The 20,125-nt window shown below is 45.2% G+C and carries 14 protein-coding genes; 4 read left to right on the top strand and 10 right to left on the bottom strand.

The window, feature by feature from the left end; all coding sequences use genetic code 11:
- Positions 1–10: 10 nt before the first annotated feature.
- From ASL11_RS22470 to ASL11_RS22450, 5 genes are all read right to left on the bottom strand, one after another.
- A complete protein-coding gene (locus ASL11_RS22470) occupies positions 11–3,121 on the bottom strand; it encodes a glycosyl hydrolase family 95 catalytic domain-containing protein (protein WP_056619958.1) in 3,111 nt (1,036 codons plus the stop codon).
- A 46-nt stretch (positions 3,122–3,167) separates the two neighbouring features.
- Positions 3,168–4,040 carry a carbohydrate ABC transporter permease gene (locus ASL11_RS22465; RefSeq protein ID WP_056619957.1) on the bottom strand — a complete coding sequence of 291 codons (873 nt, stop codon included), beginning with the start codon at positions 4,038–4,040 and terminating at the stop codon, positions 3,168–3,170.
- Positions 4,041–4,052: 12 nt separating this feature from the next.
- Positions 4,053–5,030: an ABC transporter permease gene (locus ASL11_RS22460; RefSeq protein WP_082595694.1), complete on the bottom strand. Its 978-nt coding sequence runs from the start codon at positions 5,028–5,030 to the stop codon at positions 4,053–4,055.
- Positions 5,031–5,117: 87 nt separating this feature from the next.
- Positions 5,118–6,758 (bottom strand): hypothetical protein, encoded by a 1,641-nt coding sequence (locus ASL11_RS22455; protein ID WP_056619953.1) that lies wholly within the window; start codon positions 6,756–6,758, stop codon positions 5,118–5,120.
- A gap of 234 nt (positions 6,759–6,992) precedes the next feature.
- Positions 6,993–9,347 (bottom strand): helix-turn-helix domain-containing protein, encoded by a 2,355-nt coding sequence (locus ASL11_RS22450; protein WP_056620261.1) that lies wholly within the window; start codon positions 9,345–9,347, stop codon positions 6,993–6,995.
- Positions 9,348–9,532: 185 nt separating this feature from the next.
- Here ASL11_RS22450 and ASL11_RS22445 point away from each other — a divergent pair, with 185 nt between their 5' ends.
- Entirely contained in the window at positions 9,533–10,525 is a 993-nt protein-coding gene (locus ASL11_RS22445) for an aldo/keto reductase (protein ID WP_056619949.1), read from the top strand.
- Positions 10,526–10,548: 23 nt separating this feature from the next.
- Here ASL11_RS22445 and ASL11_RS22440 read toward each other — a convergent pair whose 3' ends face one another.
- From ASL11_RS22440 to ASL11_RS22425, 4 genes are all read right to left on the bottom strand, one after another.
- Positions 10,549–11,388 carry an AraC family transcriptional regulator gene (locus ASL11_RS22440; RefSeq protein ID WP_056619946.1) on the bottom strand — a complete coding sequence of 280 codons (840 nt, stop codon included), beginning with the start codon at positions 11,386–11,388 and terminating at the stop codon, positions 10,549–10,551.
- Between the two features lie 47 nt (positions 11,389–11,435).
- Entirely contained in the window at positions 11,436–12,044 is a 609-nt protein-coding gene (locus ASL11_RS22435; RefSeq protein ID WP_082595693.1) for a pentapeptide repeat-containing protein, read from the bottom strand.
- Positions 12,045–12,208: 164 nt separating this feature from the next.
- Positions 12,209–13,036, bottom strand: coding sequence for an AraC family transcriptional regulator (locus tag ASL11_RS22430; RefSeq protein WP_056619942.1), 828 nt, complete (start codon positions 13,034–13,036; stop codon positions 12,209–12,211).
- A complete protein-coding gene (locus ASL11_RS22425; RefSeq protein ID WP_056619939.1) occupies positions 13,033–15,321 on the bottom strand; it encodes an AraC family transcriptional regulator in 2,289 nt (762 codons plus the stop codon). The genes ASL11_RS22430 and ASL11_RS22425 overlap by 4 nt, the downstream gene beginning before the upstream one ends.
- A gap of 264 nt (positions 15,322–15,585) precedes the next feature.
- Between ASL11_RS22425 and ASL11_RS22420 the strand changes: the two genes are divergently transcribed.
- From ASL11_RS22420 to ASL11_RS22410, 3 genes are all read left to right on the top strand, one after another.
- Entirely contained in the window at positions 15,586–16,563 is a 978-nt protein-coding gene (locus ASL11_RS22420; RefSeq protein WP_082595725.1) for an ABC transporter permease, read from the top strand.
- A 12-nt stretch (positions 16,564–16,575) separates the two neighbouring features.
- Entirely contained in the window at positions 16,576–17,457 is an 882-nt protein-coding gene (locus ASL11_RS22415; RefSeq protein WP_056619934.1) for a carbohydrate ABC transporter permease, read from the top strand.
- 84 nt (positions 17,458–17,541) lie between these two features.
- Positions 17,542–19,077, top strand: a complete 1,536-nt coding sequence (locus ASL11_RS22410; protein WP_056620257.1) for an extracellular solute-binding protein — start codon at positions 17,542–17,544, stop codon at positions 19,075–19,077.
- Between the two features lie 147 nt (positions 19,078–19,224).
- Here the strand turns inward: ASL11_RS22410 and ASL11_RS22405 are convergent, their stop codons facing one another.
- A complete protein-coding gene (locus tag ASL11_RS22405; protein WP_056619931.1) occupies positions 19,225–20,106 on the bottom strand; it encodes an SDR family oxidoreductase in 882 nt (293 codons plus the stop codon).
- Positions 20,107–20,125 lie beyond the last annotated feature (19 nt).

The raw sequence follows: 20,125 nt of genomic DNA, 5'->3' as shown, positions 1-20,125 counted from the left end.
GAAATTTCTTTTATAAGTACGTGTAATTTTTATTGATAATCAACACGTTTACTCGCCACGCCATACCGTTGCAGCTGTTAAATTTAATTCTCACATACCCGTCCTTTCTCTGGGTGATAGGTAGTATCTCTGTGGCAAATTGTCCGGCTTTCAATGCCAATTCGGGCTTCCATCTGCTGTGCTGGACGATCTCAATCTCCGTATAGGAGGGTTCCCTCTGATCCCCAGTTACGAATAGCACATCATAACGTCCCTTCGGAAGCTCTACGATAAACGTGGCATCACACGTTCCGCCAATAAAGTCCCTCCGCAGCTCGTCAGGTACTTCACGATCCATTGCATGTAGTTGATCTCTGCTTTCCCATCCGATCCCTGTGTACGGTTGAAACACGGTTTCTGGCGTTATTTTACAAAACGTTTGACCGAGAACGCCCTCCATATGAACCTGTCTTGGCAACACTTTCGTGTAATCTTTCTCCAAAACATGAGAGGCTACACCAAAATCAAGCCGATAGGCAGCCAATCTGGATTCACGAGAATTGCCTGAGTAATAATCGAAAGTAAAATGGTCCAGCATTCGATAGTGCTGCGTGTCTCGGTTTTTGCCGAGGAAAACTCGCCGATGGGTATGGGCTACATGAACCAAGGGATCATTCTTCTTCACCGTTAGGCTAGTAGACTCCGCTGCATAAAGCTCAGGTTGGAAAGATGCCAACACCGGATATATGGCATACTCCCCTCCCTGCTCTGTCTCAAATGAAATGCGCTCATTTTCCTGAACGGCATCCATGGCACGCCACGATGAACCGACTTTGCATGTAACTACGGCTTGTGTATTTGCCTCAAATGGGTTGCGCATAACAACCTTGTTCCCTGCCTTACTTCGAATCGTGACCCAAATCGTGCGACCGTTATTCCTTTCTGCACTCACTTCGAATGCCCCTACAGCCAGCAATCCCTGAAAGGAGCAATCACTCCATTTCTCATATTGCTTTACATTCGTCTCTACCACATGGTCATATAAACCAATCGTCCGTTCCGGTTCAGGCTCGCCTGAAGGCAAAGCTGGGAACACCTCGATCACCCCTTGATAGCTCTGCAGCAGCATTTCGTTCACTGCAGCTACCATTTCTCCCGATGCCTCCATCATGTGTGGATGGTATAAGGGTTCATTCGTGATGTTGCAGTAGTTCATCCAACGTTCGGTTTCTTCTGCAAACAGACCATTGCACCGGAGTGACAAGTCAATGCCTTGCTCATACAGCAGTCTAAGTGCCGTATTGCCCTTGCCCAATCTTGAGGCAGTACAGGAAAGCCACCCGAACTGAAACATGCCATATTCCGTCTGATGTTCCGCATAACGAAGCGTATTCTCTGCTTTTTTCTTCAACGTAAACTCACTGTCCTTATTGATTTCTCCAATAGGATAAATCGGCATAAGCAGCGAAGGATGCCGTAAATGCAAATCAACCGGTGCCCATTCAGAATCCCGCAGGACATCCCCATAGTGCTTGGAATCAGCCGTTGGATAAGGCGCCAATTTATCAATCAATTGTTTCCATTTCAGCTGATCGGCCTCATTTTCACTAAGTAACGCATTCGCTTCAACAGCTATTTTCAACACATATTTGACTGTCGATAGACTGCAGGTTGAGTTTCGGGTCAACGGCCCCTGTTCTGGCGAAATATCCGGAAATATCTCATAAAGTCCTGACTTCGGATTCACCTGCAAATAGCCTTCGAAAAAACGTGCAATCCCCTTAAATAACGGGTACGCCTTATCCTTAAGGAATTCATAGTCCATACTGTATCGATAGTAGTCCCACAGGAACTGCGCACACCATGGCCAAATGCTGACATACAGCGCATGCGGATAATCTCCGGCAATGCCTTCCAGACCATGAAACTGCTTCGACATCTGTGATGCTAGATCAACGTAGGATAGCAGTCCTTCATTGAAAACTTCCGCAACTTCGAGGTGATTAGCCGTATAAAGCGGCCAAAACGCCGCTTGAATATTCACATCCCAATACCACATGCTGCCCCACTTGGTCGGCTGTTTAATATCCCATAGTCCGTTCAATCCGCATGCTTGCTCGCGCATCCTGCCGCCTTTTCCGCTGCAGCAAGCGATCGCATATAAATTGATATACCAAAGATCCTCCAGCATTTTGTCCGGCAAGGAGATGGAGGAACGCGACCAGAAGCTGCGCCAATGTGCTTGATGATGGGCTATCCGCTCCTGTACTTGAGATGATGCTTCATTTAGTCTCCTCTGAGCAGTAAGAAGCAGATCCTTCGTTTCCTCCTCCGTCACCACTGTTGCCAGCAAGGTTATGTTTTCCTCCGCTTCCTCAAGTACAATTCGGAGAGAACCCGTTGAACTATCGATTCGGCCTTTGGCTCCAATCATCTTCATCATTACGATGAACCTGAAGGGTTCATATTGGTCCTTATCCTCACCATCGGGATAAAAACTGCCTTGGTAGTAGAAGGTCTCCTCATCCAGACCATGATACGCCACTTGCATATCCACATATCTCCCTTGTGGGACGGACATCGCAACGGATTGCAACAAGGATGACGCTGTCTGCTTGATTTCCGTAATGACCAAGTCGCCATCCTGAGCGATTCTCGTCTTCACGTCTAGCTGATCGAGGTCCTTCTCCACTCGCAAGTGAATAACGGCCTTTTCCAAATCAAGCCCAAGGGAGTAATGATCAGGTTCTGCCAGATTCTCCGTAGGAAAGAGCCCTATCTCACCAGTTGGGTAGTGCGATGTTCCACCAGAGGATTTGCCATATTTTCTATACATACTATTGTCAGATAACGCATCCCCATATAGAAATACAGATTCCTGCTCAGGATCACGATACCTTTTTGTAGCCAATGTGCTCAGTTCATCAGAAGTCCGTCCATATTGTCGTGTAAAATCAGGTCCTTCCCCATTTCGATACTTCTGACTGTACCGATGGAGATTCTGATAATAAACCTCATAATGATTCAGCGCTAGTGTCAGCTTGTTGTCCTCAAAATACGCCATCCCACCAAAATGTCCATTGCCTATCGGTAAAGCCTCATTCCAGCTGCTCGGAGCATTCTCGAATGTAACGCCTCTCACACGTATCTCTCCTTCTGTCTATCTATCCTGGTGATACTAAGCGTACCTATTCCTTAATGGCTCCAATCATCACACCTTGAACAAAATACTTCTGAAGAAACGGATACAAACAGATGATTGGCAGCGTCGAGACCATGATTGCAGCATATTTGATGGTTTCTCCGATGGCATATTTGTCGTCGCCTCCCCCTGACATCATCGAATCCGTATTGTTGGAGATCAAAATTTCACGGAGCACTAACTGGAGGGGGTAGGCTTCCCTATTGCGCAGATAGATCAGCGCGTTAAAGTAGGAATTCCAATGCCCTACGGCATACCACAAGATCATGACGGCAATGACCGGCATCGAAAGCGGGATGACAATTCGGAATAGAATCTTCCAATCTCCTGCGCCATCCATTCTAGCGGATTCCTCCAAACTGACCGGGATGCCTTGAAAAGAAGTACGCATAATAATCATATTAAACGTGTTGATCGCACCTGGAATGAGAATAGCCCACATGGTATTCATCATGCCGAGATCGTTCACGAGCAGGTAACTCGGAATAAGCCCCCCATGGAACACCATGGTCACGACAATAAAGAACATGATGATATTTTTAAAATAGAGATTTGGCCTGGACAATACGTAAGCACCAATTGCTGTCATAAGTAGGTTTATCGCCGTACCGAGAAACACGTATACTAGCGTGTTCTGATACCCTTTCACGATCATCGGGTTCTCGAAAACGGCTTTATAGGCGCCTAGATCAAAGCCTGCTGGCCCCAGCATAATACCGCGTTGCTGCAGCAGCGATGTCGCATCACTAAGCGAAGCAAGTGCCACATACAAGAATGGATATAAGGTGACCGCGCAAAGTATGAGCATGAATAATATGTTGAAGTAGCCGAATGTACGCTCTCCACGGGTTAGTTTCATATGCAAATCTCCTTACCACAGTTTGTTCTCACTAATCCGCTTAACAAAGCTATTGGCCGTTACAATCAGAATAAAGCTGATCACCGAGTTGAACAGACCCACAGCTGCTGTAAAGCTATAACTTGCTTCTAGTACCCCTTTGCGGTACACATAGGTCGAAATCACGTCTGCTGTTCCGTAGGTCAGTGGATTGTACAACAGGAGCACCTTTTCACTGCCAACCGTCAGCATATTCCCCATTTGCAAAATAAACAAAATAACGATCGTTGGCATAATGCCTGGAATCGTAATATGCAGCGTCTGCTTCCAGCGGTTTGCGCCATCCATCCTAGCTGCTTCATACAGTGTTGGATCAATGGTAGACATGGCCGCCAAATACACGATGGATCCCCAGCCAATGCCTTGCCAGATGCCAGAGGAAACGAAAAGAAAGCGGAACCAGCCTTCTTTTTGCAAGAAATCAATCGAATCAATGCCAAAGCTGCCTAGGATTTGATTTATGAGTCCATTGCGGCTTAGAAAATCAATCATCATCCCCGCCACTACAACAATCGAGATGAAATGCGGCAAATAGGAGATAGACTGCACGACTCTTTTAAACACGCTATGGCGGATTTCGTTGAGCAATAACGCGAGAACGATCGCTGCAGGGAAGCCGAACAGCAAATCGTAGAGGTTAATTAAGATGGTATTCTTGATTAATCGCCAGAAGTAAATTCCGTTAAAAAAGCTCTCGAAATGTTTAAGGCCCACCCATGGACTTCCCAAAATCCCTTTCGCTGGGGAGAAATCTTTAAACGCAATTTGCAATCCGTACATCGGTCCATAATGAAAAATCAAATAATACGCAATAACAGGAATGGCCATGACATAAATGGACCAATGCCGTTTCAAATCCCTACGTATGGTTTCCAGAACAGTCGGATTGCGATAGGTTTTCGTTGTCTTTATGGCCTCTACGGCCTCTATAGGTGCATGGCTTTGCCTCATCGTTTCCCCTACCCTTTCATTCAGTGTCTCTAATTAGAAAAAGGGGATAAACCCTAACCGCCCGTTCATCCCCAGTTACACCATGCCTTAGCGTTTATTGAAACGCTCCAAAGCTCCTTGCTGGATTTTGATCGCATCGTCAATGCCCATGCTCTTAATCTTTTTGACATAGGAATCAAAGTTATCGATCGGTTCCACGCCCATGATGAATTTCAACAGCATTTCGTCTTGATACGTCTGAATGTCCGTTACGATGGAAGCAAATTTGCTGCTTTCATCCTGCGTTGGAGAGACGAGCGGGATCTTGCGCTCAGCTGTTGGTTTCGACCAAATTTCCAAGGCTTTCTTCTGCTGTGGCAACGCGAGATATTGCATTTGGAAGTTATCGCTCAGCACGAAAGGCGCACTCCATGTCGCACGATTATATTTGGCAATCGATTGTTGAATGCTTGTTCCTGCTGGCGGGTTCAAAATTTCTGGTAAGAAGGTTGCTTTGCCATTCTCCATCTTATAGCTCGTACCTTCCACACCATAGTTGAACAGCAGATCGCCCTTCTCCCCATAAGCGTAATCGAGCCATTTCACCGTTTCGATTGGGTTTTTGTTCACTGCCGAAATGGCTGCCCCAACACCGTTATAGGCAAAATCCTTTTGTCCCCAAATTGCTTTGTCGCCAGCTTTCAATACCGGATATGGAGCTGCTTCCAAATCGAACTTGGGATCTTTATCCTTCATGAGACCAGCATATTTCCCAATGCCCCCGCCATTGAAGGACGCCGTTGCACCAATGAGGTTGGTCGTCATTTTGTTATCAAATAATTTATCGTTCGGAGCTGCGAAATCCTTATCCAGTAAGCCTTCCTTGTACCATTTGTTCATGGTTGCGAGAAATTCCTTATATTCAGGCTGAATCGGACCGTATTTGACCGTGCCGCCATCTTGATAGAAGCTGTAGTTAATGCCCCATGCGCCAAGGAAAGGAGCGTCAGTTGAGAATAAATTTTTATCCAGATAGATTGGAATCTCATCCGCTTTGCCATTGCCATTGGGATCTTTTTCTTTAAAAGCTTTCAGCACGGTATACCACTCGTCGATGGTCGTCGGCATCTTGAGGCCTAACTTATCCAACCAATCTTGACGGATCGAGGGTCCAAAAAACACTCTGACTTTATCATCACCACGTAAGAACGGGAACGCATAGATGCTTCCTTCATCTGTTGATATCTGCTTTTTCCAATCCGGATGAGCGGCAAGCAGCTTCTTCAGGTTCGGAGCATATTTATCGATGAGATCGTTCAGCTTAATGATTTTCTTATCTAAAATCGCTTTCTCCGGTCCGCCTGGATAACGGATAACGGCACCACTTGTTGCTCCCCAACTCGCTTCAATGACGTCCGGAAGTTCGTTTGTCGCAATCATGAGGTTGAATTGCTCTTGTGCTTGCGGTACCTCGAGCGGTGGATGCTGGAAGTCAACCTTGACCCCAGTAGCTTTTTCGAGCTCCTTATACATGCCCATTTCTGCGTACGTTTTCATTTGACCGGAGGCTGCGGAGTGATTAGCTACCCAATACGTTAATTTCGTCAATTTGGGCGGCTGGGATTCCACACTTGACTGTGGCGTTGCCGATGAGCTAGAACTGCTCGTATCATCGCCGCATGCGGTTACTGAAATGACTAGGGCAGAAAGCAATACAACAGATCCTACTTGTGTTAATCTTTTCTTCATTTTTCTAGCCTCCCTTTAATATGAGCAACGCTTAACTTGATTGGCACCGATATTCTCGTCGTCGTCAGCACCTGTTCCCAAGTATGCTTCTCTAGTCCCAATATGAATACTGCCTAGTTCTCATTTCCATTGTATTTTCCTAAGAAATACAGGCGTTCTGAGAAATCATCAGTCCGTATTAGAAATCGGCAGTAGCTATTTTGATGCAAATAAGCAGCCCCTAAAGGCTGCTCTTTATGTGTCAGAGCCGGTATTCTCCGCTAAGCTCGTTTCACGATATTTTCCTGGCGTCACACCTTCAAGCTTCTTGAACGCTCGGATGAAGACGACATCATTGTTATAGCCGACCTTCTGTGCGATTTGGACAATTGTCAGTTCTTTGTTCTGCATGAGCTGCTTCGCATGTTGAATCCGTTTCGTTGTGATGTAATCCAGCAGATTCTGACCTTGCTGTTTTTTGAAGAAGGTGGACAAATATTGTGGTGTCATCTGGATACGTTCAGCAATCTGTGCAACCCCCAAATTCGAGTCATCTAGATTGTCGTGCACAATACGGACGATTTCCTGAAGTCTACTCAAACTGTGATCAGAACGATCGAGATTAAACGAACGGGTAAGCGTTTCGTATAGCTCCTTCGTTTTCGTATACATCCCCTGTGCCGTTGGATAACTGAATACTTCTCTAATCGGATCAAAGTCTGCACCAAGCACTTCTTCTTGATTCGTATTCGTCGCGTTCATAATTTTCAAGAGCGTACTCGTCACATTGAAAAATAAAGCTTTGCCTAGCTCTGGTGTGATCTGATTGGCATCGAAATTCATCGAATACATTTTATCGAGCAATTTCCCTACATTTTCGGCATCGCCGCTGCGAACAAAATTAATCAACTGAATTTCGATTTCCAACGGATAATAATAATGCTGCTTTACATCGACAATATCCTGATAATAAATAATGGCATGTTTACCCTGAATAAGTCGATATTCAAGCGCTGCCAGTGCTTCTGGATACGAATCGCGAATGGCTTTAGGGCCTTCATGAATGCCACCAACGGCGATGGTAATACCGATTTGGAAGCGTTGCGACGTGATGGTGAAGAGTGATTGAGCAATTTCCCGAATATCCGCTTCAGCGAATTTCTCCCGATTTGCCGATAGATTCATGAGTAGTGCAATACGATCACGGTCGAGCTCCAGCGAAAATCCGCGATGATGAGCCGCAATGAGATCCGTACCAATATTCGAGGCGATAAATCTGGCATGTGCCCATTGCTGCTCATTTTCACCTAGTAAATCAATATCCTCGATCTTCACGATAAGAACGGCAAAACGGTCACTGACAAATTTCAAATCCATGAACTGCAGCGAATCTCCATTAGCTGCCGAAATATCTACATCCATGTGACCATTCAGAAGGCGAGACAAGTAATTCGCTCGAATAAAAGGCGTTTGCTGTGCCAAGGTACTTCGCAGATGTTTCTCTTCATGGATAGAACCTTCAACGGTTAGCCTGATAAACTCGTATTCATTCGAGAAAGGACGCTTAATCAATTCTTTTCCAGACATAATCGCATGTACGGTTTTCTGAAGTGGTTTATACGTACGATATACTCCGACGCTGACCGCGATGAGTCCAGAAAACAAACAGAGAATAAATAGACCGACTGACCAACTTTTAATTTGATTCACCTGCTGCATGAAAACATCGCCCGGCATAATGGACACGTATTTCCATCCTGCTTTTTGCGAGGAAGTAAACGATACGACTTGATCTACACCCGCCAGTCGGTAATCAAATGGTTCCGTACCGCCATGGATACGCGTCAGCAAGTCAGACGGAAACGGTGTCTCACTGTTGCTCATAATGGTTTTTCCCGCATCATCAATGATGTAGACAAGGCTATGGCTGGCCGATTCCATCTGTGCAAACAGTTGCTTAACCTGATCGACGTCAATCAATACAATAAAGCTTCCCAGATTTTGAGATTGTGAATGAATGGGAAGTGACTGAATATAGGTGATAACATCTTTCGGTGATTGATCCGCTCCATTGGATACCGAAGTGAGCGGCATGTACGACATGCGATGCTCCTGATCTAGAAGCTGACGCCAACCTTCGTATGACATGTTCTTATAGGAGTAGTAGAGGGAATAAAAGGTACGAGAGTTCGTCACCAAATCCGATTTGACAATCGAATCACTGCTTGCGAAATACACATAGTAATCTAAAATAAAGCTGCTGGTCATACTGTGATATTTACTCATCTTGTCCCGCATGAATTGGATAAACTCATATTTATCCGTATCCGTCGAATTGGCAGGTATTCTAAGCATGTAATCCAGCTTCGGATCAAATACGACTTGACGCATTAACGTATCCACTTCCGATAACTTGTTATCGAGTGACAGTTTCAGCTGCTCAAGCATGGCCACATTGGATCTTGTCGAGCTCTTCTCCAGGCTTTGTTCCACCTTCGCGTACAGAAAAAGCCCCATTGCAAGCGGTATCAATAGAATAAATAAATTGGAGGCGATGATCGTTGAAAGTGCACTTTTGCGACTATTGAAAAGACGTATAATGAAAGGCATTTTCAAACCAAGCTCACCATCCAGTCCGAGAACGAATTTACTAAAAATTGTAGCCTCTCTTCATCAAAGTTGCAATAAAACATTTTGTGCAGACATTAGGACATAAACAACATCCTTATGAACATTGTCTTATGAATCAAATCTCTCTAGAATGAAACTTATTCACACCATTAGGAGGTTCAAAGATGAGTTATTCAGCTAGTACGTCCAGATATGATTCCATGACTTATAACCGGAGTGGTCGCAGCGGCCTGTTGCTGCCAGCCATTTCGTTAGGACTTTGGCATAATTTCGGCGGGACTGACACGTTTGAGAATGGGAGAACGATGCTCAAGAGAGCGTTTGATTTGGGGATTACGCATTTCGATTTAGCGAATAATTACGGGCCGCCGCCTGGTTCAGCTGAAGAGATGTTCGGGAAGATGCTGAAAGGTGACCTTGCTGCCTATCGAGACGAACTTATCATTTCAACGAAAGCGGGATATTACATGTGGCCGGGGCCTTACGGGGAATGGGGTTCCAAGAAGAACTTGATTGCCAGCTTGGACCAAAGCTTGAAGCGGATGCAAGTGGACTATGTCGATATCTTCTATCATCACCGTCCAGATCCGAATACACCGCTTGAAGAAACGATGGCTGCCTTGCATCAAATCGTTCAACAAGGCAAAGCGTTGTATGTTGGTATTTCTAACTATAAACCTGAAGAAGCGAAAGAAGCATCCCGTATCTTGAAGCGACTGGGGACGCCTTGTGTGATTCATCAACCGAGTTATTCCATGATGAACCGTTGGATTGAGGATGGTCTTCAGGATGTTTTGGAAGAGGAAGGAATCGGTTCGATTGCCTTTTCACCCTTGTTCAAAGGGATTCTTACAGATCGCTATTTGAACGGTATCGCTCCTGATTCACGAGCTGCAAGCTCAAGCGTATTCCTTAAAGAATCCGATATCAATGAAGAAAAAATTTCGAAAGTTAGACAATTAAACACACTTGCTGCTGAACGTGGCCAGAAAATGTCTCAGATGGCACTAGCGTGGGTGTTGCGCGGTGGTCGTGTCACATCAGCTCTTATCGGTGCAAGTAAAGTCAGCCAAATTGAAGATGCGGTTGATGCCTTGAAGGTTCCTACATTTACCCAAGAGGAATTAGACCTGATCGATGGGATTTTGAATTCATAAGCACACGCAAACTTCGGCAAATATCAGGCGTTCTTATATGTCTGATTCCGAAATTGTTTCGGGGATACGCCTTTTACTCGCTTAAACATTTTGGAGAAGATCAATTGATCCTGATACCCGACCGAGTTCGCAATTTCCCCTATGGCATAGTTGCTCTTCTCCAGTAATTCACTTGCTTTATTCATCCTATATTGCAGGAGATATTGCTGGGGAGGCAGCCCTGTCGCCTCTTTGAAAATAGCTGAAAAATATTTACGATCCAGCTTCAGAAGTGCAGCAAGCCCCTCGATCGAAATAGACTCATTATAATGAGCATGAATAAATTCCATAGCTTGGATCATATAGCTATCCCATTTATTAGGAAATACATCCCCCATCGAAAAGGCGGGAGCCGCTTCAAGCAGTGCCGTCATAAATTCATATAAGATGACTTTAAGCTGTAAGTCAGCGCTATGCGCATGCGCATTCGCTTCCGTTAATTGTTCATACATGCTCGGCATGACCCTCCGATCCATCGGAAAAACGGGCTGCTCCGGCGATAATCTTGTTCGTGATAAGATCGATTCCACTTGTACTCCTTGGAAGCCAATCCATGAATACGTCCAAGGCTCAGCCTCATCTGCTTCATAATAACTTATCACATGCGGATAAATAAGAAATCCTTGCCCTGGATTCAGCTGATGTGTCTCATTTCCAATTCGGACAAGTCCCGTACCTTTATGAATAAAATGAATCTTGTACAAATCACGAACCCCTGGCCCTACGGTATGACCAGGTTTACAATCCTCTTTGCCCCAATACAACAAATGTAGATCCGGATCCTTCCGATATAAACGTTCCTGATTGTATTGAAAGATCGCCATTGGTCATATCACCCCCTCTTGTGCACAGACATTATACCATAAAGGGATCAACCATTTATCTTGGCTCCATGAGAAATCGTGAATAAGACAGCTTGCTCTCGATCCATTCGCATGCCCGAAATGGTTAATGATTTGAAATCTACGCCAGCCATTTGGGCTCCTCTGACATCAGCGCCTTGTAAATTGGCTTTGGCGAGGATAGCCATGGTCAGATCACTGTCTCTTAAATCAGCTTTTTCCAAATTGGATCCGGAGAAATCTGCTTCATGAAATTTCACCCCACGCAAATCCTGTCTGATCAATCGGCTATGCCTCAAATTCGTATAAGACCAATCCCCGCGATAAATCGTAATCCCATCTAAATTCGCGTTCGAAAAATCTGATCCCATCATTTTACAGTTATCGAATTTGGTAACAAACAGATTGGCACCGTTAAAGCTACAATTTTCAAAAGCGGATTCTTTATGTAGCGAGCCATTTAACGAAGCTCCGCGAAAGTCACATGCAATAAAGCGACAATGACTGGTATTAATTTCCTCTAATGAACCGTTCGCAAACGAGCATCCATCAAAAATGCAACTGATCAGCTCGCCGTATCTTAAATCTTGTGTACCAAAGTTAACTCCTGAATAAGTTTGATTCATTTGCTGAAACATGAGATGCCTCCTAAGTGTGGTTATTTTAATATAGCACATGGCAGTCAAGTACCTGCATACCATCCCATGAAAGTCAATCCTATTATTTTTTCATGAGAAGAAGCGCCATCCTGGCTTCAACTAGAAGCTCCCGATGTCGCCTTATTCCGTGTGTATCAGCCGCACTAAGCGTTTCTGTAGTCCCGTGGGTTCATTCCTGTATCTCTAGAGAAAATCCGTGAGAAATAGAAGGAGTCCGTGAACCCGCAGTCCTCCGCGATTTGTTTAACTGGCAGCTTCGTACTTTTCAGTAAAAATTTCGCCCGATCCAACCTAATTTTGGTCACATATTCGATTAAACTTAACCCTGTATGCTTCTTAAAAGTAATGGATAAATAACCTGGGGACATTGCAACATAATCCGCAATTATTTCCCGGGTGATATTTTCTTGATAGTTGGTTCGAATATAAGCTGATGCCCTCTCAATCATACTTGCTGTTGAACTCTGTTCTAGTTTCCTACTTGCAAGCTCATTCACGGCCTGTACGTTATTCAGAAACTCTAGCTTAACCAGCCATTCATAGTTCCTGCTTTTGGACTGCCACAGATGGAACGCTTTGCGAAAAGATTCTTCGATATTTATTTGTCCTATTGGAAAAACATCCCCACAAATCGGCAACTTCGCCGTATTGTCCACGGATACCATTTCGCCATTTTCCCATCGCACCAATCGATACAGAAAATGAAACGAAATAAAACAAACGGGAAACTGGGGATTCATTGTGATTCGCATGTTTACGCCAGGCCGTACTTGAAACAAATGTCCTGCTTGAAGTGAATACTTCTCCCCGTCAATCTCAAGTGTTCCTGCACCTTGATACACGTAAGACAGGGTATGCAATTTGGTTTTATCGCGCAGTAATACATAGTTAAAATCCTCCCAAAATGCCGGATCCCGCTCCACAACATCGATAATTCTTGGTGTGAAGCTCGTCAAAAATTCATCACTCATAACTGATCCGCCTTCTCACGGTATTGACCTGGCGTAATACCCTCATACTTCTTGAATAACCGGTTGAAATAGGGCGGCTGATACCCCACTTGCATCGCAATATCATTAATTTTTTCATCTGTTTCTACTAGCAGCTTCTTAGCTTGATTGAGCCTGAATTGTGTTAAGTAGTCGATGAACGTCTGCCCTGTTACTTGTTTAAATCCAAGACTTAGTTTCTTAGAATAGGTGCCATGAAGATCAGCACATCCCTCGAGCGAAATATCTTTGGCATAATTCGTATGAATCGTTTGCAGCACATTCTCAATGAGTTGTTTCAGCTGCATATCTTGCGTGCTGTGCAACCGCGACACATAAGGCTCAATAATATGCTGCTTCATCCAAGCAAGCATCGCTTCTGGCTCCCGTACTTCGGCAAGTTGTTCCCACATATCCAGCCCTTCATTCAAAGCAAGCGGATTGTAGCCCGAAATCATAATCGTATTCAGCATATTGCTGCACAATTGAAGCAGCCCTTGCCGAACACCAAGTTCAATAATCGATTGATTCTTCAATAGACGAAGAAACTCGTCCAACCGCTGCGTTAACTCTTCTTCATTACCTGATCGCAAAGCCTTTAGAAGTAAACTCTCTTCTTCGAAAGGGTACATGATGGCATCATGTCCACCTGGAATCAGTTCATTCACATCAAGAATCTGCTGCTCTTCGCCGAGCTTCCGATAATTCAACGCACTGCGCGCATCATCGAACAGAACAGGAAGTCTTCGCAACTCAGATGTACGCGTACCAACACTTACAGTTACTTCCAATTTAAGCAAACTGTTCAAGGTATGTGCGAGCTCTTCTGCCAAATGAAATAGACTTGATTGTATGCTTTCTAAGGACATATTCGCAGGTTGACGGATGAGTATCCCGAGCGTCATATCCTGAAAATTAACCGTATTCGCCTCCAAGCCCTTCCCCTTCGTTAACTCTTGGGTAATATTCACGGCGGCAAAGGTAACGAGTTGTTCGTCCCCTTGTGAGAATTTGCCCTCAGATCGATAAATGCCATGCATCTGGACGGCTAGCACGGCAAATACACGATCTGACATCTCCCACCCATACTGTGCCATGCGATCTGCTAATTCAATTTCGCTCAGAAAGGAAAGATGCCCTTGTAACAGTTGAAGGAGGAAATTTTCACGTAGGGAAGGCAACTGTTGATCAACCCGCTCCTGCAAAATCTGACTCTCTCGCGAAAGATGCTTCCACTCATCCGCGATGGTAGCAAACTCATCTGTCGTAACGGCAGCTCGGCCAGGTAAAAGTTGCTGCATCAGTCGTTGGACAGGTTGATACATGTGGCGGTACGAGTACCACGAAAGGAACAAGGCCAACAGGATTCCCAAGCAGCCGGTCAGTATCATGACACGTGACACCGTCTGGACAGGTTTGGTCATTTGTTCTAGCGGCGTGGCGGCGGCTATGATCCACATATTTTCAATCCGCTTCATCTGACCATAGGAGACTGAATAAGCTTCACCATCCCAAGATTCAACAGAGGAAGCATGCTCTGTCTTTTGTCCTTGAACCGATTTCATCAAGGCCTTATCCAGCACGGTTGGCTGATGAATATCCGTTGCACCTAACGAAACGATTCCCCCATCCTGCTGCATGAGCAGGGTCGCTCCAGTCCCTTCCGAATCTAATTCGGCGATTAGCGCATTTAATTGTTTGGCGCTCACATCTATAATCAATGCTGCTTCCGTTTCTACTAGCCCTCCCGGAATACGAACAACTAACGTATAGGGTACGTTCTCTTTACGCGGCGCCAGCCGATTCGTCCAATAGACATCACGCTGATAGGAAGCTAATGCGCGGTACAACTGCTTCTCTTCGATGGATTCGATACCCACAATACCCGTACTTTCTTTGATCAGCACTTGCTGCTTGTCCAGATAGAGAGTTACTTCTTGAATGAGTGGGTCTGACGCTTTGATCCAGGACAGCGCTTGATAAATCGAACGTGTACTTCGGTAATCTTTGTACAAATCCAAATCCTTATAACTGCTGCTTAAATTTAAATTAAATGACCACTGCGCCATGATCGATTCTAAATGATTTAAATTCTCATTAATCCGCTCTGTTGCGTAGGCGACTTGATTGCGGTGTGTTTTCTGTCCCTCAGCCTCAATCTGCTGTGTGCCCACCACATAGAGAATCATTCCGATAATCGCTGCCGGTAGACAAGCACTTATTATGGCGATGAGAAATCCCTTCCGTTGATAATGCTGTCTCCGCATGCTATACGCCTCCCTATCAACATTCGATGATTGTCTGACACCCACGCTTTGTCCATCCATCATATAAGAAAAAAAAGCCATCTGCAAAGGGAAAATCATCAAAAACAGGTCAAGAATGAATGTGCAATGGCAGGAAATGAACTTTGCTGAAAAGTGAAAGGCTAGGAAATATCCTAGAATAACTGTCTAATTGTCGGAAATTAGCTCCTTCCCTATAGTAAAGCCAAGAGACCGAAACTACTTCCTCTGGGAAAGGTGAAAATGATGAAAACCGAAACAACACACACAACTCTTTCTCGTGAAAGACAACCCGCATCTACCCCCGCTCTCTCGCAAAGCAGGCGTATATGGCAAGGGTTAAAACGAGATCGTATGCTGTACCTTATCGCTTCTCCCATGTTGGCCTACTTCCTTATCTTCAAGTATCTTCCAATGTGGGGAGTTCTGATCGCCTTCAAAGATTACTCGCCTTATCTGGGTTTCTGGAACAGTCCATGGGTTGGGTTCCAGCATTTCGAACGTTTTTTCGCGAATGACAGCTTCTTCCTATTATTGCGCAACACGCTCGCTATCAATTTACTTAACTTGATCTTCTTCTTCCCCTTACCGATCGTACTCTCGCTCATGCTGAATGAGGTACGCAAAGAATGGGTGAAACGCATCATTCAATCCATTATTTATTTGCCGCATTTCTTATCGTGGGTGGTCATTGTAGGAATCACTTACTTGATGCTATCGACTTCGAGCGGTTTCGTGAATAAATTTCTGGAGTCTCTTGGTTATGACAAAATCAATTTCTTAACAAGTCAGGGCATGTTCTGGGCGTTACTTACCCTGCAATCCATCTGGAAAGAAGTAGGCTGGGGTACCGTGATCTTCTTGGCTGCTATCGCATCTGTGGATACACAACTCTTCGAAGCAGCTCGCATGGATGGAGCAGGGCGACTTCGCCAAATCTGGCACGTTACACTTCCTGCGATCCGCAATGTCATTATCATTCTGCTCATTCTGCGCATCGGACATATGATGGATGTCGGGTTTGAACAGGTTTATCTCATGATGAACGGCGCTGTTTCGGATGTCGCCGATGTGTTTGATACGTATGTGTACCGCAGCGGTATTCAACAAGCTCAATTCAGCTTTAGTACAGCTGTTGGTTTGTTTAAATCCATTGTGGGTGTCATTTTGGTAGTTTTAACGAACCGGCTTGCCAAGAAATTCGGCGATGACGGCATCTATTAGGAGGGCTAACCCATGAATCAACGTACAACAGCCGACAAGTGGTTTGAGGGAAGTATTTTAGCTGCATTGATACTGGTGGCTGTAGTCATGTTATTTCCCTTCTACTATATAACTGCTGTCTCTTTCACATCACCGATTGAATACTTACAGAAGACCATCGTTATCTTTCCTGAAAAATGGACACTGGACTCCTATCGCTATCTGTTTTCCAATAATGTTTTTATCCAGGCTGCTGGTGTCAGCACCTTCCTAGCCACGGTCGGTACCGCCCTAAGCTTGATCATTACATCTGCCGGCGCGTATGCCTTGTCTAGAAAACGTCTTCAAGGCCGAAGAGTGCTGCTCATCTTAATCTTGATGACAACTTTATTCAACCCAGGGATCATTCCCCCTTATCTCGTTGTTAGAGATTTACATCTGATCAACACCATTTGGGCACTTATTTTACCCGTGCTGACAAGTGGTTGGTATGTCATCTTAATGAAAGGCTTCTTTGACAGCATCCCCGATGAGCTCGAAGAAGCCGCCAAGATCGATGGCGCAACGGATATGGGCGTATGGTTCCGAATTATTTTACCCTTATCCTTACCTTCGCTTGCAGCATTTGGACTCTTCTATGCCGTCGCATATTGGAACACATTCTTCTCTGCCGTGCTGTATATCACCAAGCCCGATCTGCGGCCCTTGCAAATTGTGCTTCAACAGCTCCTTATTGATTCCTCATCCTCTTCATCAGGAGAGATTGCCAATAGCATGGTTGGGGAAATTGCCATTCCGACAGATACGCTGAAGATGGCTGCAGTCGTCATCGCGACAGTTCCTATTCTACTCGTGTACCCGCTGCTTCAGAAACATTTTGCTAAAGGGGTGATGGTCGGTTCTATTAAGGGGTAAACGATATGAGGAATGTATCTCGATTTCAGGCAGGTTTATAAGTTCAATGAGAAATTGTATGATAACCATGGGAGGTTGATTCATTTGAACACTAACAAACATGTATTTACAAAAAGCACCGTGATCGGCGTGATCGCGGCCTTAACGCTCACAGCTTGCAGTTCCGGACAAGAAGCAACAACGGATAAGAAATCCGAAGCTACGAGTAACGAGCCGGTCAAGATTTCCATGTTCACGAATCAACAGGGGGCTCAGGCCGTTGACCCATCGAATCCTATTTTGCAGGAGATAGAGAAGAAAACCAATGCGAAGCTGAATATCACTTGGGTACCCGTAAACACCTACTCGGAGAAAACGAAGGTCATGCTTGCTTCCGGCGATTTATCCGATCTTACTTTAGTGATGAATGTCTTTGATTCACAGGTTGTCCAAATGGCGACTTCTGGCGCTTTCTGGGACATTACGCCATACATTAAAGATTATAAGACCTTAAGTGCGATGCCCGCTGTGGTTTGGGACAATGCCAAAATTAAAGGAAAAAATTACGGAATCCCTCGTCCTCGTCCGTTAGAAGGTTCTTGGGGCGTACACGTCCGTAAAGATTGGTTAGATAAGCTTGGGATGAAAGTCCCCGAAACGATGGATGAGATGTATGCCGTGTTGAAAGCTTTCACTGAAAAAGATCCAGATGGTAACGGTAAAGCGGATACCATTGGGATCACAGGTCAAGTTGATGCGGATGGCATGGGCTTGTACGGATGGATTGAGGACGTATTCAACAACAATAATGGGTATTGGAAGCTTTCCAATAATCAAATTACCATCGCTTCCTTAGAACCATCGGAACGTAAGGCATTGGAATGGCTCAAGAAAGCATACGACGAGAAAGTACTTACGCAAGACTTCGCCGTGATCAAGAATTCCCAAGCGCGTGAGCAATACATGGGTGGCAAGGCTGGTGTACTCGGTTCTGCCCTTAATCCACAATGGCTCTACACAGATGCTATGCGCAAAATTGATCCGAAAGCAGATTCATTGCCACTCACTTATTTGATGACACCAGACGGCAATAAATTTGCCGCACAAGATTCGGGGAACTTCGGTATGTACGTCATTCCGAAAACGGTGCCTGAAGCCAAAATGAAACAACTCTTGAGTTTTATGGATAAAATTTTATCCGATGATGTCGCAGATCTCGCCGCTTATGGCATTCTTGACAAGCATTATACGATTAAGGATGGATTTAAACAGGCGACTGAGCAGGCCAAAGTGGACAACATCCCTGACGTTTCCAATAATCTGCTGCAAATTGCTCAGAAATACGATAAATATACACGCGCTTATTACAACGGTATTCCCAAAGAGTTCTATGATCGCAGCAAGAAGATTATTGATGACCGTGGCGCTTTCAGTAAACCGAATGTTGCTTACGGCCTCATTTCACAAACCAACTTAACGAGCGGTCCTGAATTGAATAAGAAAATTTTGGATATGAAAATCAAGGTGATCATGGGCAAGGAATCCTTAGCCGCTTGGGATGAATTCGTTGTCAAAACGAAGGCCGATCCCACGTATCAGAAAATTGTGCAAGAAATGACGGAAGCTTATAAAAATAAATAACATGATGAACCGACTAAACAGACCTAACATAGGTACAATCGTACCTGTGTTAGGTCTGTTTTCGGTTCTGCGTTATTTTCTGGCATGTGCGAGATAAACACCTGGCGTCAACCTGGTGCAAAAGTGCAAAAAAGCATTAGCCACAACTCAGAATCCATTCTCCTCAGCGTACCTCCCCCAGTGTGGACTACGCCCATCGATATCGATGAAGCCGTAATCGTCGGACAAAGACCAGGAACTGAGCAGTTGCCCCGATTTCTCCGCCACCTGCGGATCAGCAGCGAGTGCAGCGATCCCCTGAGCAACGAAGTATGGGGTCTCGGATTGTAGGAAATGGATGTCCTGCTCCGCAGCATCTCGCCAATTCTCCTCCTGCACCCCGAAGTACTCCAGCATCGCCTCCGATCGAAGGAAGCCCGGCGTTACCGCAAGTGCTGTCACACCGTGAGGTTTCAGATCTGCCGCCATCCCTTGCGCCAAATGGGAAACTCCGATTTTAGCCAGACTATAATACAAGTTACCCCGATAGTGATAGCCGACGCCATCTGTAATTTCTACTATAATCCCAGCTTTGCGTTCGACCATCAATGGAGCTGCATAATAAGCGGTCATGATATGAGAGTGAACAGCTTGTTTCTGAATCAACAATCCGTTTGCAAGCGGGGTCTCCCAGAAGCCTTTGCCCCATTCGGTAAGCGGGTCCCCTCCCCAGAGATCATTCACGAGAATATCCAGTCGCCCCTGTTGCTCACTCTTTATTCGATTGAACAATGCAACAACTTCCTCTTCCTTCGTATGATCCACGCAGACTGCGATGCCTTCGCCCCCTGCCTTCGTTACAAGTTCAGCAGTTTCCTCAATCGTTTCCGGTCGGTTCATCGGAGATCGTTTCGCCCTCGTCGAACGTCCTGTCACATAAACCGTTGCTCCAGCACGGCCGAGTTCGACTGCAATCGCGCGTCCCGCTCCTCGAGTCGCTCCTGCGACTAAGGCGATTTGATTACGTAATGGTTGATTTTTCGTTGTCATGTAAACAACTCCTTCAATT

The organism is Paenibacillus sp. Soil750, from assembly GCF_001428045.1.
GTDB classification, from domain to species: Bacteria; Bacillota; Bacilli; order Paenibacillales; family NBRC-103111; genus Paenibacillus_E; species Paenibacillus_E allorhizoplanae.
Note: the sequence above shows the minus strand (reverse complement) of the source record. Positions and strands in the feature narration are given on the sequence as shown.